General features: G+C 60.0%; 19 protein-coding genes. 8 read left to right on the top strand and 11 right to left on the bottom strand.

Translation table 11 applies throughout. The features are described 5' to 3' along the window. Nucleotides 1-134: 134 nt before the first annotated feature. Together NKG98_RS19160 and NKG98_RS04250 are read left to right on the top strand one after the other, a co-directional pair. Nucleotides 135-272, top strand: a complete 138-nt coding sequence (locus NKG98_RS19160; protein WP_484593358.1) for a DUF8139 family protein — start codon at nt 135-137, stop codon at nt 270-272. Nucleotides 273-350: 78 nt separating this feature from the next. Next, on the top strand, nt 351-1,337 hold the full coding sequence (locus tag NKG98_RS04250; RefSeq protein ID WP_254768424.1) for an HNH endonuclease: 987 nt from the start codon (nt 351-353) through the stop codon (nt 1,335-1,337). An 85-nt stretch (nt 1,338-1,422) separates the two neighbouring features. On the opposite strand, the gene NKG98_RS04255 is transcribed toward NKG98_RS04250, so the two are convergent. The 11 genes from NKG98_RS04255 to NKG98_RS04305 all read right to left on the bottom strand — a co-directional run bounded on the left by NKG98_RS04255 (nt 1,423) and on the right by NKG98_RS04305 (nt 14,918). Beyond that, nucleotides 1,423-1,854, bottom strand: coding sequence for a DUF6884 domain-containing protein (locus tag NKG98_RS04255; RefSeq protein WP_254768425.1), 432 nt, complete (start codon nt 1,852-1,854; stop codon nt 1,423-1,425). A gap of 67 nt (nt 1,855-1,921) precedes the next feature. Further along, nucleotides 1,922-3,169 carry a hypothetical protein gene (locus tag NKG98_RS04260; RefSeq protein ID WP_254768426.1) on the bottom strand — a complete coding sequence of 416 codons (1,248 nt, stop codon included), beginning with the start codon at nt 3,167-3,169 and terminating at the stop codon, nt 1,922-1,924. Nucleotides 3,170-3,272: 103 nt separating this feature from the next. Beyond that, nucleotides 3,273-3,584 (bottom strand): hypothetical protein, encoded by a 312-nt coding sequence (locus tag NKG98_RS04265; protein WP_254768427.1) that lies wholly within the window; start codon nt 3,582-3,584, stop codon nt 3,273-3,275. After that, nucleotides 3,581-3,967 carry a DUF8122 domain-containing protein gene (locus NKG98_RS04270; RefSeq protein ID WP_254768428.1) on the bottom strand — a complete coding sequence of 129 codons (387 nt, stop codon included), beginning with the start codon at nt 3,965-3,967 and terminating at the stop codon, nt 3,581-3,583. Before NKG98_RS04270 ends, NKG98_RS04265 begins: the two co-directional genes overlap by 4 nt. A 622-nt stretch (nt 3,968-4,589) precedes the next feature. Further along, the gene (locus tag NKG98_RS04275) at nt 4,590-5,204 is read right to left on the bottom strand and encodes a hypothetical protein (protein ID WP_254768429.1); all 615 of its coding nucleotides are present in this window, start codon (nt 5,202-5,204) and stop codon (nt 4,590-4,592) included. A 107-nt stretch (nt 5,205-5,311) separates the two neighbouring features. Continuing rightward, nucleotides 5,312-8,047 carry a DEAD/DEAH box helicase gene (locus NKG98_RS04280; RefSeq protein ID WP_254768430.1) on the bottom strand — a complete coding sequence of 912 codons (2,736 nt, stop codon included), beginning with the start codon at nt 8,045-8,047 and terminating at the stop codon, nt 5,312-5,314. A gap of 2 nt (nt 8,048-8,049) precedes the next feature. Then, on the bottom strand, nt 8,050-9,597 hold the full coding sequence (locus tag NKG98_RS04285; protein ID WP_254768431.1) for a ribonuclease H-like domain-containing protein: 1,548 nt from the start codon (nt 9,595-9,597) through the stop codon (nt 8,050-8,052). 9 nt (nt 9,598-9,606) lie between these two features. Next, nucleotides 9,607-12,216, bottom strand: coding sequence for a Piwi domain-containing protein (locus NKG98_RS04290; protein ID WP_254768432.1), 2,610 nt, complete (start codon nt 12,214-12,216; stop codon nt 9,607-9,609). Then, entirely contained in the window at nt 12,213-13,019 is an 807-nt protein-coding gene (locus NKG98_RS04295) for a DUF2797 domain-containing protein (protein ID WP_254768433.1), read from the bottom strand. Before NKG98_RS04295 ends, NKG98_RS04290 begins: the two co-directional genes overlap by 4 nt. 56 nt (nt 13,020-13,075) lie before the next feature. Beyond that, nucleotides 13,076-13,795, bottom strand: coding sequence for a hypothetical protein (locus NKG98_RS04300; RefSeq protein WP_254768434.1), 720 nt, complete (start codon nt 13,793-13,795; stop codon nt 13,076-13,078). Beyond that, a complete protein-coding gene (locus NKG98_RS04305; RefSeq protein ID WP_425504383.1) occupies nt 13,788-14,918 on the bottom strand; it encodes an ArsR/SmtB family transcription factor in 1,131 nt (376 codons plus the stop codon). The genes NKG98_RS04300 and NKG98_RS04305 overlap by 8 nt, the downstream gene beginning before the upstream one ends. Before the next feature lie 60 nt (nt 14,919-14,978). Here NKG98_RS04305 and NKG98_RS04310 point away from each other — a divergent pair, with 60 nt between their 5' ends. From NKG98_RS04310 to NKG98_RS04335, 6 genes are all read left to right on the top strand, one after another. Then, nucleotides 14,979-16,496: a metallophosphoesterase family protein gene (locus NKG98_RS04310; protein ID WP_254768435.1), complete on the top strand. Its 1,518-nt coding sequence runs from the start codon at nt 14,979-14,981 to the stop codon at nt 16,494-16,496. After that, a complete protein-coding gene (locus NKG98_RS04315) occupies nt 16,493-19,204 on the top strand; it encodes an AAA family ATPase (protein WP_254768436.1) in 2,712 nt (903 codons plus the stop codon). The genes NKG98_RS04310 and NKG98_RS04315 overlap by 4 nt, the downstream gene beginning before the upstream one ends. Next, the gene (locus NKG98_RS04320; RefSeq protein WP_254768437.1) at nt 19,204-20,469 is read left to right on the top strand and encodes a DNA double-strand break repair nuclease NurA; all 1,266 of its coding nucleotides are present in this window, start codon (nt 19,204-19,206) and stop codon (nt 20,467-20,469) included. The genes NKG98_RS04315 and NKG98_RS04320 overlap by 1 nt, the downstream gene beginning before the upstream one ends. 73 nt (nt 20,470-20,542) lie before the next feature. Continuing rightward, nucleotides 20,543-21,208, top strand: coding sequence for a DUF8166 family protein (locus NKG98_RS04325; protein WP_144858415.1), 666 nt, complete (start codon nt 20,543-20,545; stop codon nt 21,206-21,208). Continuing rightward, on the top strand, nt 21,208-22,851 hold the full coding sequence (locus tag NKG98_RS04330; RefSeq protein ID WP_254768438.1) for an ATP-binding protein: 1,644 nt from the start codon (nt 21,208-21,210) through the stop codon (nt 22,849-22,851). Before NKG98_RS04325 ends, NKG98_RS04330 begins: the two co-directional genes overlap by 1 nt. Before the next feature lie 102 nt (nt 22,852-22,953). Beyond that, nucleotides 22,954-25,245 (top strand): phospholipase D-like domain-containing protein, encoded by a 2,292-nt coding sequence (locus tag NKG98_RS04335; RefSeq protein ID WP_254768439.1) that lies wholly within the window; start codon nt 22,954-22,956, stop codon nt 25,243-25,245. The last annotated feature ends 120 nt before the right edge of the window (nt 25,246-25,365 follow it).

Raw genomic sequence — 25,365 nt, forward strand, 5'->3', positions numbered from 1 at the left:
TCCCTATTCACGTCTGGTGAGTTGCTGAGAAGGCAGTCTCTCACTAAGGGAGATCACGTCCGGAGCGTATTCCTGATGATCAGGATCTGCCTCATCAGGAGTATCACAGGGCACACTGGTAGGTCGTTGTAGTACTGAGTGACGATGTGGATTCAGTCACTGCTGGCGTGCGAGATGCTCAGATTTCCTGGGTCGCATTTGATTCATGTGAGACGGATGACTTTCCGTGGCGTGATTTGCGGCCACGAGTCGGTGACTCCTCACAAGCGTAATTTCCGCAGCTCTCGACCAGCTTCAGAGTTGCTCTTCCTAGGGAAAGGATCATCATCCAGCTCTGTCACTGTTTCTTCATGCCTCCGGATCGGCTCCGTAGTATCGTTCCGATGTTTGGTGGTGGGACAAGGTACGTTGAGACGCTGGATGTGATTCTTGAGTTCGTTGAAGCGCATCAGCCGACGACCGACGAACTCGTCGGATGGCATCGGGGCTCATTCCAGAACGTGTCCAGTCGAGACTCAATTATGCGGCGGGTGAGTTATCTCCAACAAGCCGGGTTTCTCCACCAGACGAACGACTACTGGAATCTCGGAGATGCTGGTCGGGAGTACGTTGAGCAGGGTGATGTGGCGACGCTGCTGCGAATTATGTGTGATCGGAACGTCGGGCTACGGAGTCTCATGTATGCGTTGGCTGCTGGTCCGATGACGCTCGGAGAAGTGAGTGAGCAGCAGCTCGATACACATCCAGAGTTAGGGTGGAGCCGTGGGGAGACAGATATGGCGAAGCAGCGGGTGAACTGGCTGCGGAGCATGGGACTCGTTGAGAAGCGTGGCGACGAGTACGCGTTGACGGATGACGGTCTACAGTTCGTTGAGCGTGCGGTGGAGGAGTGGGCGGATTCTGACTGGACACCATCGGTGAGCGATGACGGGATAGTTGCTGGGACGTACGAAACGACTGCCCACGCACGGTCGGTCGATCCGGAGTTCCGTGCGGCCGTGTTGTCCCGTCATGACCGGAGGTGCCCGGTGTCTGGGGTGGATCATCCCGGCCTGTTGGACGTGGCGCATGTCCTGTCGTGGAGTGACTACCCGGAGTACAGGGCCGATCTTTCGAACGTGTTGGCGCTCAGTAAGACGCATCACGCGGCGTTTGACCGGGAGCTGTTCACGATTGACCAGGACTACCGATTGCGTGTGAATCCTGAGTTCGAGACTGAGAGTGACGTGTTACAGCGGACGATTATTGACCGCGAAGGGGAGCGAATCTCGATTCAAGAAGAGAGCCTGAACCCGCAGTACGTCACACAGCACAATTCATCGCTTGCGTGGCTGTGAGAGCGAGTATTGGTGGTAACACTGAGCTGATCAGAGAGGTGGAGAGAACGTCGCTCTTGCCGGTAAACGTGCGAGGGATTTGTCGTCAAAGGTGGTCGTTGTACCAGGCGAGTGTTTCGCCATATTGGAGTCCATCGGTCGGGGTCTCGATTGTAATCGTGGCGTCAGCGTCATCGAGCAGCGGGATTAGTTCGTCGTAGTAATCGCGGCCGGCGTGGAACACCAATTGCGTTCCGTCTGTGAGCAACCCATCATCTTGGAGCTGAGTGTAGACCGTTTCCGACCAGTCTCGTTTCCGTTCGACCGATGCGCCGCTTAGAGTGTCGTCGTATGGCTCGATAGGTTCGCCATCGGGTTCGAGCAGGCCGTGTTTCGCTGAGAGGATGTACCAGTCATCGTGATTTGCTCTGGCGTACTGTCGTGCTTTCCTGAAAAACGCAGATTCGTCATACAGGTCTTGTGGTGGTGCTGCGTGCTCACGCTTGCTCTTCGTGCAACTCAAGAGACCAATTTCCATATGGTGCACGGTAGCGCTGGACTGAAATAAACCCGGGTGGGAATCGCCCAGTAAATCACCTACCGCACTAGTTTGAGATGGTGTCGTGCTCAACGGAGTGTTCTAGTGCCCACTTGTTGGTGAGGACGGCGTCTTTGTCGTCTGTTCCGCCATGTGTGAGGAGTCCGATGTGACGGAGGTGGTATTTGAATTGGAAGTGAATGCCGGATTTGTACACGGTCGGATCCGTAAGGACTGATTCGTTGATTTCGCCGTCGGCGGTGAGCACGTCTTCACGCCGGGATTGGGTGAAGAACACTTCGACGGTGAGGGGTTGGTTGATGCGGGAGGCTTCTCGGGCGACGGCGTCGATGGTTGCGGGGTTGATGCCGCGTTGGTGGAGGCGTTCGAGGGCTTCGATGATGAGTTGTGTTGGGTCGTACTGGATGGCGACTGAGCGTGCGAGTTGCGCCCAGCGGGGAGCAAGTGTCGTGAATCGGGTTGACCGGCCTTTCCACGAGTCGAATTCGTTGAGGGCGGCAGCAACGGTCCCGTGTTGGGCACGGGCGAAGCGGACGACTTCTGCACCGAGGTGCGTGAGTGTCTCTCCACCGGGCTGATTATCGACGAGACCGAGAAGGATTGCCCCGCGGCGACCACCTGAGACGCTGTTGATCACGTGTTCGGAGTAGATGTCAGCGGTGTCGCCATCTGCAGCGAGGGCGAGTGCGTACCCGAGGTAGTTCTTCGGATGGTTCACCGGGAAGCTGCCTTCGGTAAGTCGGTGCGTCGTGGCCTGAAATCGGATGGCGTCGATAGTAGTGGAGAAGTCACCGACGCCGGTGATGCGGGCAGGTTCAACGAGCGTTGCGTCATGCGGGCTTTCGACACCGATGACGCCGATGTTAAGATCGCGGGCGAGGGCACGTGCCTGGTCAGAGATGCTCTGGATGGGGGCGGCGACGTACCCGATGTTAACTTCGGACAGGTGGCCGTGCGCCTGGTTGATTCCGGTTCTGACGTCGGCGGCGCTCGGGTCGGTGTTGTGGCCTTTCGCTTCGATGACGGCGACAGGGGTCGTCGCGGCGTCAGCGTTCAGCACTTCGAGAGCAGGCATCCCCACGCCGAGGAGGTCAGGCTCACCGTCGGCAAGACGAATCGTGTTGTATGGTGCGAGACGACGACGCAGATCGTCCGGGATTTCCCACCCGCCCCACGTCGGCTTGGTGAACTGGGTTTCAGTGACAGCGTAATGGTCTGGGCTCGTATCCAGATCAGGGTAGAGAGTGTCCTTTGCGGCAGCGAGAACGGTGGGTTCGGTGAGAGTAGCTGCCATTGCTACAGCCGTTCTCAACCTGTCGTCATTAAAGTGGGCTGTGCAGGACGGTTATCGACGCGAGTACAGGCCCTGATTCGAGTGCAGAACGGTGAGAGGAGCGTTACTTGTCGTTCGGGTCGTAGATCTTCCGGATCCACGCGCCTTGGGCGAGCTTCAACTGTATCTCTTCGCCGGCTGGCCAGAGGTTGTCGAAGCCGCCGAAGACGTAGCCGCAGCCTTCGTCGAGGGTGATGTCGTCGTTGAAGACGACGCAGGGGCGTTGGACGTCGCCGCGGTCGCTGTTGCCGAGCATGACTTTCTGGTGTGGGGTGTGGCTGTTGAGGTCGATGGTGTAGTTGACGAAGGCTTTCGTTTTGATGAAGCCGTTCGTGCCGTCGAACTCGTCGATGTGGAGGAACGGTGGGCTGCTCATCGGTGCTCACCTCCGCGGATGACGGTGACTTGCCCGCAGGTTTGGACGGCGGGTTGTGGTTCTCCGCAGGTTGGGCAGCGCGTGTCGGTGATCGGGTCTACGAGGTCGTCGCAGGCGTCGCACATCACGAGGCCGGTCGTGTTGAGGCGACCGTCGTTGATGAGGACGGTTCGGAGCCAGCCGTCGCGGACGAGCATGAGTGCGTCGACGGGTTCGTAGAGGCGGGCGTGGCTGCAGCGGGCGGCGGGAGCGTCGACGGGTTTGGCGGCGCGCCAGGCGGCTTCGAGCGGGCGGTCGGTGGTGAAGCGTTCGTGCCAGCGGTCGCGGGCGTGCTGTTTGATCGGCGGGAGATACGTCTGGTCGAGGTTGGTGTAGCTGGACATTGGTCGTAGGAGCCGCGTGTGGTGGTGCGTCGCCGTTTCAGTGCCAGTGGCTGCTTAGGGGGTGTATCTGCGCTGGCCAGTGTTGCCACTGGGCGCGGTGATACGAACTGGTGTAGAGACCCTGCGAGGTGAGCCGTCGAGAGGGATGGAACTCTCTGGGGGGAGTGTCGAAGGGTCTCTAAGGGGCGTCGCTGGCTAACGACGAGAAGCGATGCGTGAACCTCGCGCGTACGATGGAGTGTACATCGAAGCGGTTGGCTGGGTCGAAGCCTCGAAGCTCGCGTGCGTAATGGAGTACCCCTTCGTAGGTGAAGCAGAGTCTTCGTGAACTGGCCACTTCTGAAGAGGAGTTACGAAGGGGCCAAGTTGGACACCTTGCTTGACGAAGGGCTGGCGAACTCCGCGCGTTAATTGGCAGCCGGGCCGTCGTCCCGCCTTATGGCGGAACCGACGACCGACGACCCTCATCCCGCATATTGTCGCAGGGAATACTTAAAGGAAAATCACTCATAGACATTCCAACTCCCTAATATAATTACCACCGAGTATTTACCGGCAGAGGAAGGGGGTATCTATATCCGATGAGACTTCGTTAGCGGATGCAACGGGCAGGTAGCCGCAGTCACAGTGGGAAGTGATCGTGTTTTTTGAGTTCCCGTTTGACGAGCTGGGATACGCTGTAGAGATCGGATTTCGAAACCTCTTGTTCCTCCAGCAGCGTTTGGAACTCGTCTTGTTCCAGCATCCGCGGCGGGAGTCGGTCGGCATCGAGATCCGGCAAGGCCTCCTCAGGGATCCGATTGAACCGGTCCCACTCGACGACGACTTTGATCGTGGCGAGAGCAACTTTTGACAGGCGTTTCTGCCGACCGAACCGATCAAGATTCATCGTCGTCATCGCGGTGACTGCCGCTTGTTGCTGATGAGCGGGGAGATCGAGAGCCGAGCAGAACGCCTCCGTCACACGAACCTTATCACGGACTGCCTCACGGGTGCTGTGATTGCCGTCGGAACGATGCCGGCCTTCATTATGCCGAATGAGTTTCTCTACCTCTCCGCCAGCACTACCGATACCGACGCGAGTCTCACCAAACGGATCGTACCCCGAGGAATACGCATCCGGGGAATGGTCGCGCTCCTGTTGACGGGAGGGCTGGAGCTCTGGAGTTTCATCGACTTGAGAACCGTCTGTCTCCTCTGACTCAGTTTGATCTCCGGCGGTGACTTTCTCACTCACGACTATGTACCAGCTATAAACAAAACAACTACCAGGACACCCTATAATTCTTGCTCGGCCTGATTCGAAGGCAGACCCCGGCCCTCCCCGTCGTACTGCAGGAGTGATTAGGAGTAGAAGACGACGGGGCGGCGGTCGCCGCCGTGTTCGTCGTCGGGGAGGTGTTCGGCGAGGTCGTCGCGGTCTTCGTCGCCGAGGAGTTGGTTGAGGACGTCGATGGCGGAGGCGCGGAGGAGGGGTTTGTTGTCGTTGCCGCAGTTTTCGTCGAAGGTGCAGGCAGGGCAGCCGTTGGGTTGGCCGCAGTTGCAGTCCCGGAGTTGGTCGCGGGCGCGTTCGGCGAGGGCTTCGAAGTTCTCGTAGATGGCACGGGCGAAGCCGAGGCCGCCGTCGACGCCGTCGTAGATGAACCAGCCGGAAGCGGTTCGACCAGTAAGTTCCTGGGTGCGTTGTTCGAGGGCGTGCGTGGCGGCTTCGAAGGAGTCGCCAATGGAATCGGTGATGTCGTCGTATTCAGGATGGCTGTAGTGGGTGTCCATGACGAGCGTGGCGAGACCGCCGAGGTCGTTCTTGTCGACGCGGAGTTCGAGCGGGGCGGTTTGGATGGTGGCGTGTTCGGCGGCGTGGAGCCCAGCGATGTACCCCAGGTGGGCGATGCCGGTCTCTTCTGGATCGACGCCGGTTTCGACGCCGTAGTCCTGGTATTTGTGGGTGAGGGCGGTTTCGACGTCTTCGGGGACTTCGACCCAGCAGAGCTGTGTGTCCATCAGGATCGGCGGGGTTTCCGTCGGGATTGCTTGTTGTTTCGGGTCGCTGTTGCCGATGTAGAGCTGGTCGTATGAGTGGTGGTGGACGAGGACGGTGCCGCGGCCGAAGTGGAGTGTGAAGCCGTTGACCTCGCGGGATGCTTCGGATTCGGCGTCGAGGACGTTGACCTTGTTTCGGGTGCGGGTGTAGTACTCGCAATCGACTGGTTGGAGTTCGATGATGGGTTGCGGACGGTCCTCGTCCATGTTGACGACTTCGAACTGCTGGCCGTTCTGGAGGCGGACTGCGCCTTCGTGGTAGTCGCGGTAGGCGCGGTTCTGTTCGATTGGTTCTAAGTCGAGATCGTCGGGGAGGCCCCATTTCTCGCGGTCGACGTCGTCTGCGAGTTGGAGGCGGTAGTCCGTCCCGGTGGTGCCGTACAGGTTGACGCGTGTCTGTGGGCGGCTTGGGCCGGAGTAGTGGACGGCGGCGTCGAGGTAGCCATCTACGAACCCAGCTTCACGCCACATCTTCACGGCGGCACGGAGTCGGTCTTCGTCGGCGAACGTGTCGATGTCTGATTCGCCAAGGGCGATTTCGTCGGCGGCGGCGAGGACGTGGGTTGCGAAGACGGAGTTGTTCGAGGTGTCGACGACGGCGTCTTCGACGTCGTTTTCGAGGAGGTACTCGGGGTGGGTGAGGATGTACTGGTCGAGGGTCCGGTGGTCGCCGACGAGGACGGCGACGCTGCGGCTGGCTTCGCGGCCGGCGCGACCGATGCGTTGCCAGAAGGATTGTCGCTGGCCCGGGTAGCCCATGAGAACGGTCGCGTCGAGGCTCCCGATGTCGATGCCGAGTTCGAGCGCGGATGTCGTGGCGAGCCCGGTGAGGACGCCGGTTTTGAACTGGTGTTCGCGGGAGTGCCGCGTGCGGCGACCGAGCCCAGCGTTGTACGCTTCTCGCCCAACGGTGGTCGAGCGGTCGTACTCCCGTGGGTTGGTTCGGCGGTGTTCGTCTGCGCGTTGGATGCTGAGTTCGGTGAGTTTGCGGCTCTCGCAGAACAGTAACGTGCGGATGTCGCGCGAGGTCAGATGGTTGAACACTTTCGGCGCTTCGACGCTGGCCGGAACGCGCTCGGCGACGAACTCCTCGTCGTCTTCCGCTTCTGAGTCGGTTCCGTCGTCGATGTCGATCTCGAATGACTCCTCGTCGGGCGTGGCGTCTCGGGTTTTGTCCCGTGGCGGTGGGTTCCAGAGGATAACGTCGCGGGGGCCGTGTGGTGAGCCGTCGTCGTCGATGACGGTCACGGGGGCGTTGATGAGTTCCTCGGAGTGGTCGCGCGGGTTGCCGATTGTGGCGGAGGTGAGGACGTACTGTGGGTTGCCGCCCCAGTAGTCGGCGACGCGTTGCATCCGGCGGAGGATCCACGCGACGTGCATGCCTTCGATGCCGGTGTACGTGTGTGATTCGTCGATGGCGATGAGGTCGAGCGCGCTGTAGAAGCGACTCCACTTGTCGTGGTGTTCGAGGTAGACGTTGAGCCCGGCGAAGTTCGTGAGGATGACGTCAGCTTGCTCGCGGATGGCGCGCCGCCCGTCTGTGACGTCCCCGTCGTAGATTTCGACGCGGATGTCTAACCCGAGTTCGTCGTACAGGTCGTCGAGGGCTTCCTGCTGGTCTTTGGTGAGCGCCTTCATCGGGTAGACGCACAGCGCGGTGGAGGCGTCGTTCTGTTCGGTGGCTCTCGTCCCGTCGGGGTTGAGGACGCCGGCGTCGAGGAGGTTTCGCGCGATTTGCAGGCCGTAAATGTGGGTTTTCCCGCTGGAGGTGGAGGTCGTGACGGCGACGTTGTCACCTGTTTCGAGCGCGTTGAGGGCGTCGGCTTGGTGGCTGAACAGGTCGTACGGGTACGGGTCGGCGAGTTCCGGGCGGAGGACCTCCGCGGTTGGGGTGGTGTCCGCTGATTCTGCGGGGAGTTCGATGGTTTCGATGTACTCTGAGTCCGGGGTGAGACCGACGCGGGGGAACGTGTCGATGATGGTGTCGGCGTCAACGTCGGTGCGAGCGGTCGCGTCGGTTGAGGTGGTGTGGTCACTCATTGTTAGAAGTCGGTGAGGCCGGCTTGCTGGCCGGTTGCGCCGCCGGTGCCGCTGTCGGTCATGTCGCGGCGTGTGGCGTTCGTGATGGCTTGGTAGACGTGCCAGAGCGCTCGGCAGTCGTCTTCACAGTAGGCCCTGTGACGGTCCCAGTCCAGTTCGGCTGCCGGGGAGTCGGGGTTCCGCATGAATTCCTGGTATGCGGCTGCGGTTTGCGCACCGGTCAGTCCGGTTCCGGCAGAGTCGTAGCCGAGCGCGCGAGCGACATGGTCGAGTTTGTTCGTTCGACCGGGGAGGAGGGCGTTCCCGTCGCGGACGGCCCATTTGTACAGGTCGTAGGTCCAGACGTCCTCCCATGCATCGACGTACTCGGGGAGGTGCTGTTCAAGGAACTGGGAGATGTGCGGATAGTCAAACTTGTACCCGTTCCATGTGAGCACCGTCCTGTCCTGGTGGTTGGCAATGAACCACGTTATGAACGCTTCGAGGACTGGTTTTGGATCCTTCGGGTGTTGCTTCTCGATGAACGCTTGGTAGGTGTCGGTTGCCGGGTCGTAGACGCCCAACTGCCAGATAATGGTGGGTGACAGGCCGTCGGTTTCGATGTCGAGGCAGAGCGGTGGGCGGTCGTCGCGGGTCTTGACTGGTGTCTTGTTCGTGAGGACGATTGGTTCGCCGGTGTCGATGACGTCGGCGTGAGCGTGTATCTTTTCCGCCGTTGTCTGCCCGATTCCGGGCAGGTCGGTGAGGGTACTGAGTGCGAGGTTCTGGACGTCGGTCGTTGTTTGACAGCCCTGTGTGCGGAGTCGCTGGGCAGTGGATTGGCCGACGCCGTTCAACGCTCTGAGGCCGAACTGGTCGGCGTCGACGGCTTCTGCTGCGATGGACCCGCGGGCCGTACAAGTGTACTGTGCGAACATCGCACCGCCGTGGTCTGTGGCACCGAGTCCGGACATCGGGACGTGGACTGAGGAGTGGTTGTGTGGCAGCTCCCATTCGTGGTAGTACTCTGCTGGTTGCCCGCCGGCGAGGACCGTGACTGGTTCGGGCAGGGTGGCGCTGATCGCCGCCAACTGCTCGGCGTGCGGCAGGGTTGTCGAGAGGGTCGTTGTATCCCACTCGACAGTGAGTTCGGGGACGAACAAGAAAGTCGCCGCCCCGGAGCCTGTCTGCCGCTCACCTGCTTCCAGTTGGGTCTGGAGGCGAGGGAGGACATCCCCGGTTTGGATGGCGAGGATGTCTATCGTCTCGGATGGTGGAGCGGCGTCGGGGGCTTCGTGAACACCGGCATCGGGGGAGTACCGGTAGTGGTGGACGCGGGTTTCGCCACGACCGAGTTGTGGGTGCAAAACGGGGATATCCCGGGCCGCATCACGGGCGGTGGCCTCTGCAGTCGGAGTTCGGGGCCCCGGGATCGTGATGAGTCCCGGACTGAAGTACCGGACGGCGTCCCGGACTGCGGGCTGTGACACGCCGTCGAGCGTCGCTGCGGGGAGTGACAGTAACTCCAAGGGTGTATCGCCGTCCGTGGTCCAGTCAGTATCGCCTGTCATGGGTGTCGGTTAGATGAACCCGATTTTGTCGCGGAGTTTGTTCGTCGGTGGGAGGTGTTTGCGAGCGGCAGCGGCGCTTGCCAGATCGGCGTACATCGTCGTGATGGGGAGACGCGCGGTGGCGTTCGATGCGCCGATGTGCGCTTGTGACAGGAGGTACGTTTGTGCAGCTAACGTCTCGATGGGTGTCTCGCCTTGGACGCGTTCGACGGTGATAGGTTGGGGAAGGCCGGTGCCTTCTCTGCTAGCGAGGGTTTCGGGCTCACCGAAGGTGGCGACGATGGCTTTGGGAAGGTCCTCGTAGATGGCTGCGGTCGCTTTCTGTGGCGTGTCGAAGTGCGCGCCGCTGTATTTCAGGACGCGGGCTGGGGCCTGCTTTCGGATTTCGACGACGTCGTACGCGACATCGAGTTCGGTGAGGAATGTCTCGACGTCGCTGAGGTCTTCGTTGGCGAACCCGTCCCGGTGGATCGTGATGTGGTTCGGGTACCGGTCGTACCGGGTTCGGAACCCCATCACGGCCTGTTTGACGATCTCTTTGAGTTCCTTCGGCGGAATCTTCTCCCCGGACTGCGGTCGGGAGGAGGTGTACCCAAGGACGGCCCCGTCAGCGTGGATCGCGGTGGTTGCGGCAGCGAGATGGATGTGGTTCCCGTCGGCTGATTCGTCGTACTGGTGGGTGACGTCGATACCGAGGTGGAGTTCGGAGTCACCAGGCAACGCACGCTCGATAGTGAACGGGATTCCGCCGGCAGCCGCGACCAGTCCGAGGGCGATGTTGATGATCGTGAAGGGCTCGTCGAGCGTCGCTTCGTGGGCGAACTGGCTATTGAGGTCTTTCGTGGCGAGGACCTTCTTCACCTCGTCGTACACACGTCCCGGTTCAACCGTGTCGAAGTACCCGGTGTTCTTCGGCGGGAGCGTGCAGAACACGGCGTCGTAGTCGTGATCGTCCGGGATTTCAGCGGCGATCTCCATGCCGAGCTGGTCGGCCGACATCGTCGCGTCGAAGGTGACCTCTTCGACGTCGTCTGGCGGGGCCCCGATCTGTTCGAGCTTGCTTTTGAGCGTAGACCAGCCCCGTTGGATCCGGTCGTCCCGTTTTTCCATCCGGATATGGCACACGCGGAAGGGATCCGGTGCTTCGTACACGCCGAGGCGGGTAACGTCGCTCGGGTGTGTCCCGGTCTGCCCGTTACTGAACTGGAGCACGTCTGCTTCCGGGTCGAAGAGCCCTTGAACGGAGATGTTCTCATCGCCGAGCAGCGGGTCAGGTTCGAACTCGATGGTGTGCCCGTCGAACTGGAGTGGGCCGAGCTGTTCGACGAAGCTCTCTGCGTTCGAGATGCACTGCTGTGCGGACAGGCGTGTATTGAGCCGCTGTTTTTCTGCGAAGTCCGGTGCGAATCGAGAGAGGTTCTCAGGGTGCCCTTGGAGTGCGAGGAGTTCCGGTGGGAACGCCATCTCGGTTCCATCGCCGCGCTGACGGACCGTCCAGATGACTTCTCGGTCTGCGTTCTCGATATCGTTGACTTTCGCTGGATCGACCCAGGGCTCTTCGCGGTGATACTGGACGAGGCTCTTGTTGCCCTCGATGTGGAGCTTGTCGGTGACGGTTTCTGGGCCGACGCCGATGACGTACAACCCCCTGTCTCGGTAGGAGGGTGTCACCCGGAGTCCCGGGTGAATCTCGTCGTCGTCGAGCTGGTCGAGCGTCCGGTCGGAGAGGATCCGGTGGCGGTAATCGACGTGCAGGTAGGCGGCACGCGAGGGGAGTACCTCGACGGTGAGGTTGTACCGCTCGTGGAGGCGGAACCCTTCCTTCTCGATGACCGGGTCGATCTCCAGGATCTTGTCGATGCCGTGGATATCGTACTGGTCGCGTTTCGCGTCCTTGAGGACTTCACCGAGCATTTCGCCGAGGATCTCCCGGTCATCCGCGTCCGCGTAGACGACCGGTCGAGTGCCGACCTCGTTGATCTCGAAGCGAGGCAGGTCCACGCGTTCGTGCGCGAGTTTCACCAGGGACACGAGCTTGAACGCGCTGCCGACGACGACCGGTGTTACATCGAGTTGCTGCCGGACTTTGCGGCGTGCTTTGTACGTCGCGCGGAGCGTGTTCTGCCCTGAGGGCCGGTATCCTCGCTTCGGAACAAGTTCGTACTCGTAGACGTCGTAGTCCGGCAGATTATCTGTGGCACGGAACGTCGTGAGGCCGTGGTAGCCGCTGTCCGCGGACGTATCGGGGGTTTCGGCGAGCCCGTCTTCAAGGGCTTCCTCGGTGGTCGGGGGACCCTCCAGTTCGAGGAGTTTAGCATCGCTCTGGACGGTGAGGTTCTGGTATTTCGTCCCGTCGTTGCCTTCGTCGATATCGTACTCGACAGCGGTGATGAGGTACGTGGCTCCTCTGTCGTAGTCTTCGTCGTAGATCTCCGCTGGTGCGGAGTTCTTCCACATCGTGATGGTCCGGTCGTCGCCGCCGCCGTCTGTGAATTTCAGGTTGCGGCGTGGGTACTGACCTTCGTTCTCGAAGACTGTGTCGAGGGTGAAGCGGACAGCGTAGGTGTCTCCGACCGGTACGTCGTTGAGTGAGTTCTCGTCGAGGTTGACTGGTTTCATTGTGCGGCCTCCGTTGCTGGGAGACATTCTGCAGGCGCTTCGACCGTGACCTGTTTCCCTTGCAGCTGGTCGAAGTTCACAACAGCGTCCTTGGTCGCTAGGATCTGACCCCGGACACCGAGCACCTCTGACTGTAGTCCTTCGTCCACGGTGAGTCCTGGGAGGGTGCTGACGGTCGCATCGTCCCCGGCGAAGTGAGCGGGGATTCGAACAATTCGGTCTTCGAGAGCGGTCTCGTCACTGGGGAGCGTCGAGAACGGTTCCAGCGGCCCTGTGAGGACATCGCGGCACGACTCGACGGCTTCCGTAAGCGCGTGTTTCGGCTCGTCCAGCGGGTCGTACCACTCCTTCGTCGATGCTGTGGACACGACGGCTTCCAACGCGTCCTCAACGGTGCCGGCGACGCGGCGGTTCGGTGTTCGTGCGACGATCATGCCGTGCGTCGCGCCCTGTTCCGCCCAGCGACTCGCGGCACGATCTGCTTGCGTGATGCCGGCTTTCACGCTGTCTTTGGCGACGAGGTACACGACGAAGTTGTGCGCACACGACCGTCGTTTAAACGATGGGAACGGGCAGTCCTGATACGTACAGGCTGTTCCGGGCGTGTAGACGCACTGTTGGAACGGTGGCTTCGACTGGCACTCCTCACACGGAGAGGCGTCAGCTCGGTCACCGCAGTGCTGGCAACGGAATCCGGGCTGGACGTCGATGCGAATCTCTTCTCCGACGAGTCCGGCGAGGTCGATTGGGCCGTCAGTGTCAGCGAGGTACAGTCGGGGTTTCCCCCGCGACCAGGAGACCATCGTTGGGTGACCACTCACGGTCGCGCGCGAGGCCAGCTTGGTCGGGTGCTGACCGGTCATTTGTACCCTCCGAGGGTACCCTGGAAGTCAGACGGGCTCCTGTACGGGTCGATGATCTCGTCGGTCAGGTATCGCATCGCCTCTGCCTGGATCGCCATCTCGATTTCGCGGCCGTAGAGCGTGATGCGACCGGTGTCGTCGAACCCGACTTCAACTTCGATGTTCCGGTTCGGAAGGTCGACACGAACCTGTTCGAACGTGTCCCCGAAATACTGCTCCCACCAGTCCGTCTCCCGCAGGTCGCCCCGGTCTTGTGCCGACACGTGGTCCGGTCGTTCGCGTTTGCTCGGACTGACGTCGACACGCTGGACGCGGCTGGATTCCTCGATGACTGTCCGAAGATCCTCCTCGTCGAACTCCACGGTCTCGAATTTTACGTCCTCATCGAGAACCGCAGCGAGTGTCGTGAGAATCTCCTGTTCGACCTCCTTGGTTGCCTTTGCGATGGCCACGTACCCGTTCTGGAGGAAGAGGACCGCGTACCGGTCGGCGCGTTTCGTTTGTTCGGTGCCTTCGAGCGTGGTCAGGTCGGTGTACGTCTCACGACCGTATTCCGCCCAGCAGATCCCGTCTGCGCCCACCTTGAACGTCTGTGGAAGCATTCCGCTGCGAAGGTCGGCGTCCGAGTTGAATGCCGAGGTGGCCTCGATTCCGGCTTCGATTGCTTCCGTGTCGATGCTCTCGTCGCGTAGTGGCACAATCTTGTAGCTAGCCATCGAACTCGGCCTCCTGGTTGATTCGTCGTTGGATGAACGGTTCCAGCGTCTCGGTCACACGATAGAACGCGCGCCGACCCTCTCGGTCGCGTTCGACAAAGCCTCCGTCGCTGAGTTCCCGGAGGTGATAAGAGATGGTCGATTTGTCGCGGTGGAGTTCCTCGACCAACGTGCCCGGTTGGACACCTCGATCATTTGGCAGCTGGAGGATCTGTTTCAACACCGTGAGCTTCGACTCCGAGAGGTCCTGGACGCGAGCGCTCGCATCGACCAAGTGGAGTCGGTCGGCAGCCGAGTTCGTGGCTGCGACGTCTCCTGGCTCCAGTTCTTTCCGAAACGCCTCTTGAAGCGACTCCAAGGCCAGGGTGTGAATCAATCGCGGGATCCCCTCACTTAGCTCGTGGATACGGTCCACGGTTTCCGAGGGGAGTGTAAATTCGTTCTCGGAGAGCACCTCGAAGATGATTCGCAGCGTCTCGTCGGTGTCTTTGCGGGGGAACGCATCGAGGTGGATCTCGTTCGAGGGCGGGAGCGCATCTTGCACACGCCCTCGGTTGACGGCCCACCGTTCGGGCGTCCAAGTCGTTACGAACAGGCCGCTGTCTACGGCTCCTCGAAGTTCGTCGAGTGAGGTTTCGATTCGTTTGTCTAGCCCGCAATCATCGATGCAGACGATTGGGGTTTCGAGCTCGGTCAGATCGTGAGCGAACTCATCGAGGAAGAATCCGTCGTCGGCCTTCTTTCCGAGAGCCGTCGCGTCGATGAGCTTCGTATCGATGTCTGCGGAAAGTTCCGTGAGAAACGAGACGACCGTGTGGAGTAACTGGGTCTTCCCGATCCCGGACGGTCCGATTACAGGAGTGTGGTAGACGTCCTGTTGCCGGGTTACAAAGCCCGCGTACTCACCGATCTCGTCTAGCGCGTCGTCGTGATTGACCGCTTTCTCAGGGTGATTTTGGAAGTATTCTGTGAGTCGTTCGTAGCTAGCTTGCTCTGGTTGGAACTCGTGATCGGACAACCAGACTTCGTAGCTCCCGACGCGCCCCTGTTGCCCGCGTTCGAAGGCTTCTCGGAAGCGGTTTTTCTTGTCTTCGTCGTCGTTACCTGGGTCCATCAGTTCCAACGCCTCAAACTATCCAAGTTGAGCAAAACTATTAAAACCTATTGGTTAGATGGACTGTATGTGGAAGCCACCATGTTAACGCTGACTCACATCGCGGATACGCACCTCGGCCACCGACAGTACGGGTTGAAACAACGAGAAGACGACATGGTGTCAACGACACGCGCGGCACTGCAAGAGATGGTCGGCGAGCGCGACACGGACGCCATCCTACTTCCCGGGGACCTGTTTCACTCCCGGGATCTCCGCCCGAAAGTCCTCGACCAGGTCGAACAAGAGCTCAGCCGAGTACCGGACGACGTGCCGGTACTGGTGTCCCGAGGGAACCACGACGAGAACCTAACCCCGCGCGAGGTGACGTGGCTCAATTACCTCCACCGGCGCGGCCACATCGTGTTTCTGAAGGCGGATCTGGAGGCAGACTCGGAGACTGCCCGCTTCGAACCGTACAACCCGGAGGATCCCGGTGATCACGCCGGGTTCTACGACATCGAGGTCGCGGAGTTCGACGGTCCAGTTCGCGTGTTCGGGCTCCAGTGGCGAGGCGCACGAACAGGGCAAGCGTTGCAACAGGTGGCACACGGGATTCAAGCGACGAACGCCGAGCACGGCGAACCGGCGGCGACCGTGCTACTGGCACACTTCGGCATGGAGGACGAGGTCCCGACGTTAGGCGGGACGGTGACCCACGCCGAACTCCGCGACGTGAAAGAGCACGTCGATTACCTCGCACTCGGGCACATTCACAAGCGGTACGACGCTGCTGGGTGGATCTACAACCCCGGATCCCCAGAAGCCCACAACACGCGCGAGGGCCACCACGACTGGGAGCACGGCTACCATTCGGTCGCGTTGACAACCACCGAAGACGAGGCCGAGACCGCAGTCGAGTACGAGGTGGACCACCACCCGACCAAACGGCGACCGTACTGCCGGGTTGAGTTCGATGTCACGGAGTACGACTCACCAAGCGAACTCGAAGCCGGGTTCCAGGACCACGTCCGCGGGGAGCAATCGCGGATTGATGAGTACTGTCGGAAAGAGGAGTTCACGGCGCAGGGTGACCCCAGAGCGCCGATCATCGACCTGCGGTTCAGCGGAACGTTACAATTCAGTCGCGGGGACTTCCGGACGGACGAACTCGCGGAGTGGGCAAAAGAGGAATGCAGTGCCCTGTACGTGCAGGTGAACACTGGGATCCGGACGGCGGACGTCCAGCAACTGATCTCGGAGATCGACGAGGACGAGGTCTTTCAGGATGGCCGGTTGAACACGGCGGCGCTGGAACACCGCGTGTTCGAGACGATAGCGAAGGAATCCATCTACGACAAGCAGGCCGAAGATGTCGCCGAGGTCCTAGGGAACGCACACCAGATGGCGCAGGCCGAAGAGGCCATCGAAGACATCCGTGATTCTGTGAGTTCCGCACGGCGAGACTTGTTCCCGGAGTTAGCTGACGATGTTGTGCTCGACATCGATGAGGATCCGTTCTCGGACACGGATACTGACGGCGAGGAATCGGGTGATGGTGGAGCGAGTGGAGAAGCTGACGATGAGGCGGAGGTGATGCAACAATGAAAATCACCGAGGTTGCGTTAGAGGATATCAAGTCGTACGAGGGACGGACAGTCGTGCCGATTGAGGGTGGTGTGACGGCGATTCTCGGTGAGAACGGCGCAGGGAAATCGACGATTCAGGAAGCGATTGGCTTCGCGCTGTTCGATTCGCTGCCGTTCAACAACAAGGACTTCGTGCGCGAGGGTGCGAGTTCCGGAACTGTCGAGGTTACCTTTGAACAAGAGACCTCGGAAGGCCGGAAACGCTTCCGTGTGACGCGCTCGGCAGGGCGTTCGAGCTACGGTGTTCACCGCTACGATTCCGAGAACGACGAGTGGATTGACCAGGACATCGATTCCAAATCCCAGCTCGTCAAGTGGTTGTGCGCCCAGTTTGGCGTTGAAGACAAAGACGAACTGCAGAGCCTGTGGGAGTCGTGTATCGGCGTTCCGCAGACGCGGTTCCTCTCTGACTTCGCGCAGCGACCCGCCAGTCGGAAAGCGACGTTCGATGCGCTGCTGAACCTCGACGCGTACGAAGAGTCCTGGAATCGTCTCAAGGACATTCCGGACGCGATTGAACGGGAGGAGCAGAAGCTCCGTGAGGAGATAGCAGGGCTCACGAGTACGGTGCAGGACCTGCCAGACGAGCGGGCGAAAGCGGAATCGCTGGCTGATGAGGTCGAATCAATCGAAGCCGAGATTGATCGGAAGACCGACGAGCTGGCTGAGAAAGAAGCGGAGCACGAAGAGTTAGAGGCCGTCCAGGACGAAATCGAAAACCTCGAACAGGAAGTCCGGTCACAGGAGCAAGAGATCGAGGCGACCGAGGGAGAGCTGGAAACTGCTGAGCAGGAGCTTCGCGCCGCTCAGAAAGCACAGGAAAAGTGTGAGGAGAACCGTGAGGGGTATCAGCGGCACGAGGAAGCGAGCGAGCGGCTGGACGAGCTAGAGGAACGAGAGAGCGAACGAGACGCGCTTGCTGAGCAGAAAGCCGAACAGAAACAAGAGGTCTCGTCGGTCGAATTCGAGGTGAACCAGCTCGAAGACGACTTAGAGACGCTGCAATCGGCGCAGGACACGCTGGAGGAGCGCGAGGACGAGAAACAGCGGTACGAGGAACTCGACGAGAAAATCAACTCGCTACAGCAACGTGAGGACGAGGTCGAGGAACTGCAGGACCAAATCGACGAGTTCGCTGGAGACATCGCCGAGAAGCAAGCGGAGGTCGAGTCGCTCGAAGCGAAAGTCGAGGCCATCGAGGAAGAGTGGGAGGCGACGACGCATCCGGAAGAACTCGACGACGAGATTAACCAGCGGAAGGCGCGTCGACAGCAACTGCAGAACGAACGGGAACGACTCGAAGAGCAGTTGGAACGGTTACGAGATACGGATGTGGATGCGCCGTGTCCAACGTGTGACCGGCCACTGAAGGAAGAACACCGGTCGGACGCAATCGACCAGCGCGAAGAACGGATCGAAGCCATCGCCACAGAACGTGCGGAGTTCAGCGAGGAACTCTCCGATCTGCGTGACCGTCGGGAGGAAGCGCGAGACGTCAAGCGACGCGCCGACAAGCTCCCGGTCCACCGTGAGAAGATCGAGTCGTTGGAAGCAGAGATCGAGGACCTCCAGTCAGAGAAGTCGGAGACGAAGGAGACGCTAGAGGGCCTCGAAGAGGAACTGGCGGAACTGCCAGAGCTCGAAGCAGAGCGAGAGGAACTGCAGGAAGCGCATGACGAATACGAGACTGCGGAGTTCCGAGTGCAGGAGCACGCGGACGTCCCTGACGAATTAGAGGAGAAACGCGCAGAGCTTGAGGCTGCCAACTCGCAGTTGGAGGACATCAACGACGAGTTGGCGGAATACGAAGGGCTGGACGAGAAACTGTCTGAGGTCAAAGAGACACTGGAGGAGACCGAGTCGGCGCATCAGACGTACATCGAGCACAAGCAACAGGCGTCTCAGGTAGAGGAGCGGCAACAGGCCGTTGACGAGACGGAAGCGGAACTGGCCGAGCTCAAAGAGGCTCTCGACGAGACGGAAGCCGAACTCGAAGAGACGAGAGCAGCGTTCGACGAGGAGCGGCTTCAGACGCTTGAGTCGGACATCGATGACCTCAAAGGCGAGATACAGCGGGCGAAAGGATCCCTGGGTGAGAAGAAAGAGAGCCTCCGCGAGGCACGCGGGGAGATCGAGCGTCTGGAGGCGAAGTTAGAGGAGCGGCAGGAGACGCTCCAACAGTTGAAGGAGTTGAAAGCTGATCAGCAGTTCGCGGACTGGGTCCGGGAGAACGTTCGGGAGGCCGGGCCGAAGATGCGAGAAATCATCACCGACCGGATTGGGGCGCGGGCCAACGAGTTGTTCCGGACGATCCGCGGTGCGTCTGCCGAGACGCTTGAGTGGACGAGTGACTACGAGATCGTCGTTCACGACGCGGACGTGACGAAATCGTTCTCGACGCTGAGCGGCGGTGAGAAGATGGCAGCCGCGCTCGCAGTGCGGCTCGCCATCCTCGAACAACTCGCATCCGTCGGTGTCGCGTTCCTGGACGAACCGACGGCGAACCTCGACCGGGAGAAGAAACGAAACCTGGTCTCGCAGCTGAAGCAACTGGATAGTTTCGAGCAGCTCACCGTCATCAGTCACGACGAGACGTTCGATTCGATGACGGACTACACCATCTCGGTGACGAAAGACCGGCAGACGTCGGAGGTGACGGTGAATTAATGCCGATTGACAAACGCGGGGTCGCCACTGAGTTAGAGGCCAACGTCGAGACGATAGAAGCGTACCTGGAAGACGACTCTGGAATCGTCGAACGCTACCAGGACGCGTTCCAGCGCCTCCCTGACGAGTGGACGAGCGGGGAGATACGGGCGGCCTTACAGGACGTGTCGTATCCGGGCGCGCACCCGACAGACGCGTTCGATGACGCGACCAGCATCATCGTCCCGCACGACGAGAGTGACGAGTGGGAGAATCACGAGGAGGTCAACGAGTGGGCACGGAGCATCGTCCGCGACATCCCCGTGATGGCCGTCGACGGATCCCAGTTACCGCCGACGACGCAATTCAACGTTCCTCTCGCGTACGTACAGTCGGCGTGGGCGGTGAATCACCACCACGCAGAAGGGCGGCTCGACCGAGGTGTCGAGGGTCGGTTGCTCACCCCTGACGAAGTGACGCAGGAATCGGACGACGGCGACTATCGGTTCGTCGACTCACAACTCGTCGGCCATCATCGCTACGAACACGAGGGACAGCTCCTGATCGAGAAGTTGTCGGATCTGGCCGCTGCCCGAGATGCGGGCGATATCGAACACACGCCAGTCGTGTTCTACGACGGGCCGTTGATCGCGTCGTTTGCGAATCCATTAAAGCCTGAAACCCGGGATCGATACCTCTCGACGCTGAGTCGAGTGATTGCCGCGAGTCAACATCACGAAATCCCGCTGGTGGGGTACGTTGCTGGGTCGAGCGCAACGGAACTGGTGAAGATGACGCGCCTCCTCTGGCGTGAGGAGTTCGAAGATGATCGCGTCATCCCAGACGCGCACGTGCTGACAGAGTTGATGAGCCCCTGGGGAGACACGACACTCCCGTTCATCTCGAAACGCGACGGGAGTATCGACGCCTTACAGGCAACCTACGAGGGTGAGTCGTACGAGTTCCGCGACGACATCCTGTTCTCATACCTGAATGTGCCGCCAGGCGCTGGGCTTGACCGTATCGAGTTCCCTGGGTGGCTGTGTCGAAGCGACGGCCCGGCCGAGTACGAGTCGATGTACGAGTACACCGTCGAGATCGTCCGCGCAGAGGCCGGTATCGGGCGCGGTTACCCGGAAATTCTCCAGCAGGTGGACAGCGATGCGGTGCTGGATCACCAGGACCGCCAGCAGTTCCACCGAGTCGTACAGCGCTGGGCCGAATCGAACGACGTCCCGTTGGAATGGAACGCCAAAGCACTGAGCAAGGAACTCCGCCGCCGATGACAAACGAGATCACCATCAAGACGACTGACGCACCGCTCGCTCGACCACCACGCAGCACTACGGAGGTGACCCTATGACAGAATCAGCGACAGACTCGGACAGCCCGGATCTCGATTCGTGTGTCCGGATTGGGAGCATCGTTTCCTCGAACAGCCATCTCGACTACGTCGTCGAGATTTTCAAAGAGCGTGACTGTGACCGGCCGCCAGAGCTCCACGAGCGCGAGTTCGGGCAACCCGTGTTCATCAAGAAAGTCATCGATGGCACGGAACACGCGGTCATGGGCGTAATCTATGACACGAAACTCGTTGATCCTGACCAAGGCCGCACTGGTCCGCGGCTAGCCCAAGACGACCAAGCCCAGTTCACGCCGGGATACATCGAGGAGCGAACGACCCTCGCAGGCGTAGCGTTACTCGGGACAGCCGTCATCACCGACGACCGAACAATCACGGATCCAACCCACCGGATGCCGCGGTGGACCTTAGAGGTCGACGACACCGTCTACCAGTGCCCGGACGAGGTGACAGTCTCCTTCCACACCGTCGACGAGCAAATCCAACTGGCCTACCTTGACCGACTCGTCGATATCGCGGGTGACCTTGGTGCGGAAGTCATCGTCGCCCTCATCGACCGGCTCCGGGGGATGCTCCCCGAGGATGACCCGAACCAGCGAGTGCTGGACGTGGTGGAACAGAACATCGAGTGGCAGGCCCACGAGCGCCGGGGGGTGGTCTGATGCCCCGGAAGCAATCGGTCGTCGGCACCGTCGCCGGACCTGGAGAGGATCCGAACGAGTTTGTCTTCGTCACCCCGGCGGACAAATCCATCAAAACGGGGGAATTCATCACCTACACGGTTTCCGTCGACGGGGAGAACCGGTCGGTGTTCGCCCGCGTGACGAACCGCGAATTGATTCGCGGACTCCCGGACGGCTTCCTCGCAGACCCGGAAGTCGGTCCAGATACCGTCGCAGCAACGCTCGGCGTGCAGACCGACGACACCGAACTGTACCGACTCAGGGCGACGGTCATCGGGTACTACGACACCGACATGACCACGTTCGCCAATCCGCGACAGCTCCCGTCTCCGGGAACGCCCTTGTCGATTGCACCTGATCAGCAGCTCGAAACCGTTCTTCCGAACCTCGGGTGTGAGACGGACAGGGCAGACGTGACCGAGCTGGACGGAACTGCGTACCTCGGCTGGCTATTGAATCGGTCGCCCGAAGCGACGAACATCCACGTTCCGATCAAGGAATTCGCCTCGACGCACCTGGCGATTCTCGCATCCACGGGCAGCGGGAAATCGTACACAGCGTCCGTGTTGATTGAGGAGATGATGCGTCCGAGCTCCCGTGCATCCCTGCTCGTATTCGACCCGCACGGAGAGTATGATACTCTCGCAGAAATGCAGGGTGACGAAGCGTTCCAGGGCGAGGACGGATACGAACCAGAGGTCGTCTACTACGACCCCGAGCGGCTTCGCGTACGCATTTCGGAACTGGACATTGGCGATGTTATGGCCGTCTTGGACAATCCGAGTAACCGAATGCAAGAGCGACTGTCGACGGCATGGCGCGCGATGCAGCGACAGGAGAGTCGGACGTGGGGCGTCGATGAACTCATCGCTGAGATGCACCGAATATACGACGACGATGACGCGAGTGTCGGTGCACTAGAGTGGCGGCTCCGCCGCTCGATAGAGCGGAACGATCTATTCCACCCTGAAGACAACGTCCCACTGGACGAAATCGTGGACCCTGGCCAGTGTACCGTCCTGCAGATGGATACGCTGGATCGGTGGAACCAGCAACTCATCACGACCGTGCTCCTGCGACGGATGTACCGGGAACGTCTCGATGCCGTCCGAGACCGCGACTCCCAGATCGAGCACCCGATCTTCGCGCTGTTCGAAGAGGGGCATCGGTTCGCACCGGCCTCGGGTGACGCCCCCTCGCTAGATATTATGCGTACGATCACGTCCGAGGGGCGCAAGTTCGGATTCGGGCTGGGAATCATCAGTCAACGTCCTTCAAAGATCGATCAGGACGTGCTGTCGCAGTGTGGCACACAGATTTCGATGCAAATCAAGAACCCGAACGACCAAGACGCGATCAAGAACTCTGTCGAGGCGGCAGGTGAAGATGTACTCCGCGAGTTACCCGGCCTGACGCCCGGACAAGCGGTCGTCTCTGGTGACGCGATGAACACGCCAGCGCTGATTCAAGTCCGGCGTCGACACACATCTCACGGGGCAGAGAGTCAGGACGTCATCAATGCTTGGCGTGAGGCGTACGATCAGCGCCAGCGTGAACCAACCCATTCGGAGTCCGCTGACTTCGGTGAGGGAGATTCGACGGGGGTACAGAGTCTTGATTGAGCGAGATCGGCGGTTCGAGACAGCCGCTGCGGAGCGTGACTCCTGTCGAGACACCGTGAGCAGAACGAGCGTCCCACGTATCGAGTAAACACAGTCAGGACAATGGATGAGATAACAGCGAAGATTTCGTTCGATAAGTACGCTGATATGCCGGAGTTCTACGGGTCCGGCGAGGCGGGGTATCGGTTAGCGATGGTGAAAAAGCGCGAAGACTTTCTCGACCTGTTCGAGGGAGCCCGCCACGTAGATGCGGTAACGTACGCTGAGACACCGGAACTCATGGTTCGGATGCTGACCGAGTACGACATCGATTCGCTCGACGTGCTGGTCGGGAATGCTAACGACTACGCCAATCAGGTCAACGATGTCTCAACCGCGCGGTCGCTCGTTCAGCTCCGGCAGGACGACCGGCTGACTGTTCGACTGAAGAATCGGAAGATCGTCCACTCAAAGATGTACCGTATCGTCATGCCGGACGATACGGTGAAGCTCGTTCATGGGTCTGCGAACCTGTCCGTCAACTCGTGGGAGTACCACACGAACCAGATCTCGATCATCACCACTGAGGTCGGGACGGAGCTTGATGAGGAGTTTGCAGCGTTTATCGACGAGTACCGAGAACGCTACAGTAGCCAAACGCTTCTTGACGGGCTGGTCGAAGCCATCGAAGACGCAGATACTCCCGAAGAGCGCGAAAACCGCATCGAGTACTGGGTCGGGTCAGGAGATTTAGACGTGAGCGATACGGCCGCGCTCAACCAAGACGCGACGGAGGACCTGAAAGAGATCGCAGATCGAGTAACGGCAGCAGTCGATGACCCTGAGGAAGCGGATGAAACAGTCGCATTCGTCGATGAGCCGGAAAAGGCCGACCGGACCGTCGTCAAACCAGATGGATCGGGTGACGACGATGACACAGATCCGAACGACCCTTCGGAAGCAGAGAGCGACAGCGAGGAATCACCCGATGTGGGACTCGTCGAATCAGACCACGAAACGGCCCTTACCAAGACGTTAGACCGACCCCGGGTTCGGACGCCGGAGAAGAAAATCCGAATGGGGACCAGTAAAGTGGACAGAGACGTCGCCGACGAGTTCAGCTCTACGCTCCGTTCTCGCGGTGCGACTGTCGAGGATCATAGTATTACAGCGCCGCTGAGCGCCTACAACAACCAAGTTCGGGAATCAACGGAAATCCCCACTATGTCCGTCGTCCCTGAAGCCGAGCAGGTGATCATCGGCGATGATGAGGACCTAATCTTAGTCGCTACGGATCCGCCGACCCCCGAGGTTCTGGACCATTGCCTCGATACTATCGAGTCCTACGTCGAGACGGTGGAAAACCACGGGTACACCCAGACACCGACCGCCGTAATGGCCCAGATGTACGAAGCGTTCCTCTACGGCTTCTGGGCTCCGTTCGCCAACCAATACGCCGAGGCGCTCTCGTCCCCATCGCGGACCCTCGACAACGTCCTGCAGCACCTGTACATCGAAGGGAACAGCGACGCCGGAAAAGACAAACTCACCGAATACATCCTCCGGCTGGTTTCGGACAACACAGTCATCTCCGGAGTTGATGCAGACGACGTGGGTGTTGATGAGATTCGCGGAGTTCGGGAGTGGGACACCTGTTTCCCGTACGCGATTATCGACGCAGAGAAGGGCAAGATCGAGGGGTGGAGCCCGATCCGAAACTACTGGGGTGATTGGACGCCGACCAGTGTCGATCAGCCGTGTCTGATTTTCACGACCAACGATTCACTACCGAAATCGGAGTTCCGGAACCGAATGAAGATTCTCAGTATGGGCGTGTCATTCCCCTCGAACCCAGAGGATCCTGGGTTCCATGCGGCGCAAGACGATCTCGCAGAAGTGTTAGAGCGGGAAAACCCGATATTCAGCTACGTGGCTCGCCGGATGCTAGCAGAGCAGCCGTGGACCGAAGGCAATGGCACCGTGGAAGACGTCCGCCAGATCTTCTGTGACTTCTACGAGGAGGCGGGTCGAGAACCTCCGGAGTACTTCCCTGCTAACGAGCCAGCGGAGCAGATGTACGATACAGGGCGGCTCAAATGGCAGCGCGACATCCAAGGTGGTCGTGTCGAGTTCGAATCAGAACCCGATGGCATGAACGCTGATTTCGACCGGGAGGATTGGGAGGTCTACGACTACGAGAAACGACTGGACAAGCGGTTTATGTCCGATAAATCCGGGACGAGTGTCTACATCGGAGCACCGGAAGATTTCGCTGAATGGGTTGGTTACTCAGTGGACGAACTCCTCGATGGACCCGCAGAAAATGGTGAGGTCACCAACCAGCCGGCAGAATCAAACGAAACTCCCGATGAAGCAGACTCACCTGGCTTCTTCCGACGACTACTCGGCAGCTGACTCACGGTACATACTTCACCACTACTGAGCAGGATAGCTGACTGTACTTGACATCACCTTCAGTTCGGTAAGTAACCCGGCTCGATTCCCAATAGGAGTGCGTTGTCTGTCCATCCGGAA

It is taken from the genome of Salinilacihabitans rarus, assembly GCF_024296665.1.
GTDB lineage: Archaea > Halobacteriota > Halobacteria > Halobacteriales > Natrialbaceae > Salinilacihabitans > Salinilacihabitans rarus.

What these genes read in the sequence shown, in the direction of transcription:
- NKG98_RS04250 (WP_254768424.1), top strand. Translation starts at nt 351, where the DNA reads ATGCCTCCGGATCGGCTCCGTAGTATCGTTCCGATGTTTGGTGGTGGG.
- NKG98_RS04255 (WP_254768425.1), bottom strand. Translation starts at nt 1,854, where the DNA reads ATGGAAATTGGTCTCTTGAGTTGCACGAAGAGCAAGCGTGAGCACGCA.
- NKG98_RS04260 (WP_254768426.1), bottom strand. Translation starts at nt 3,169, where the DNA reads ATGGCAGCTACTCTCACCGAACCCACCGTTCTCGCTGCCGCAAAGGAC.
- NKG98_RS04265 (WP_254768427.1), bottom strand. Translation starts at nt 3,584, where the DNA reads ATGAGCAGCCCACCGTTCCTCCACATCGACGAGTTCGACGGCACGAAC.
- NKG98_RS04270 (WP_254768428.1), bottom strand. Translation starts at nt 3,967, where the DNA reads ATGTCCAGCTACACCAACCTCGACCAGACGTATCTCCCGCCGATCAAA.
- NKG98_RS04280 (WP_254768430.1), bottom strand. Translation starts at nt 8,047, where the DNA reads ATGAGTGACCACACCACCTCAACCGACGCGACCGCTCGCACCGACGTT.
- NKG98_RS04285 (WP_254768431.1), bottom strand. Translation starts at nt 9,597, where the DNA reads ATGACAGGCGATACTGACTGGACCACGGACGGCGATACACCCTTGGAG.
- NKG98_RS04290 (WP_254768432.1), bottom strand. Translation starts at nt 12,216, where the DNA reads ATGAAACCAGTCAACCTCGACGAGAACTCACTCAACGACGTACCGGTC.
- NKG98_RS04295 (WP_254768433.1), bottom strand. Translation starts at nt 13,019, where the DNA reads ATGGTCTCCTGGTCGCGGGGGAAACCCCGACTGTACCTCGCTGACACT.
- NKG98_RS04300 (WP_254768434.1), bottom strand. Translation starts at nt 13,795, where the DNA reads ATGGCTAGCTACAAGATTGTGCCACTACGCGACGAGAGCATCGACACG.
- NKG98_RS04315 (WP_254768436.1), top strand. Translation starts at nt 16,493, where the DNA reads ATGAAAATCACCGAGGTTGCGTTAGAGGATATCAAGTCGTACGAGGGA.
- NKG98_RS04320 (WP_254768437.1), top strand. Translation starts at nt 19,204, where the DNA reads ATGCCGATTGACAAACGCGGGGTCGCCACTGAGTTAGAGGCCAACGTC.
- NKG98_RS04325 (WP_144858415.1), top strand. Translation starts at nt 20,543, where the DNA reads ATGACAGAATCAGCGACAGACTCGGACAGCCCGGATCTCGATTCGTGT.
- NKG98_RS04330 (WP_254768438.1), top strand. Translation starts at nt 21,208, where the DNA reads ATGCCCCGGAAGCAATCGGTCGTCGGCACCGTCGCCGGACCTGGAGAG.
- NKG98_RS04335 (WP_254768439.1), top strand. Translation starts at nt 22,954, where the DNA reads ATGGATGAGATAACAGCGAAGATTTCGTTCGATAAGTACGCTGATATG.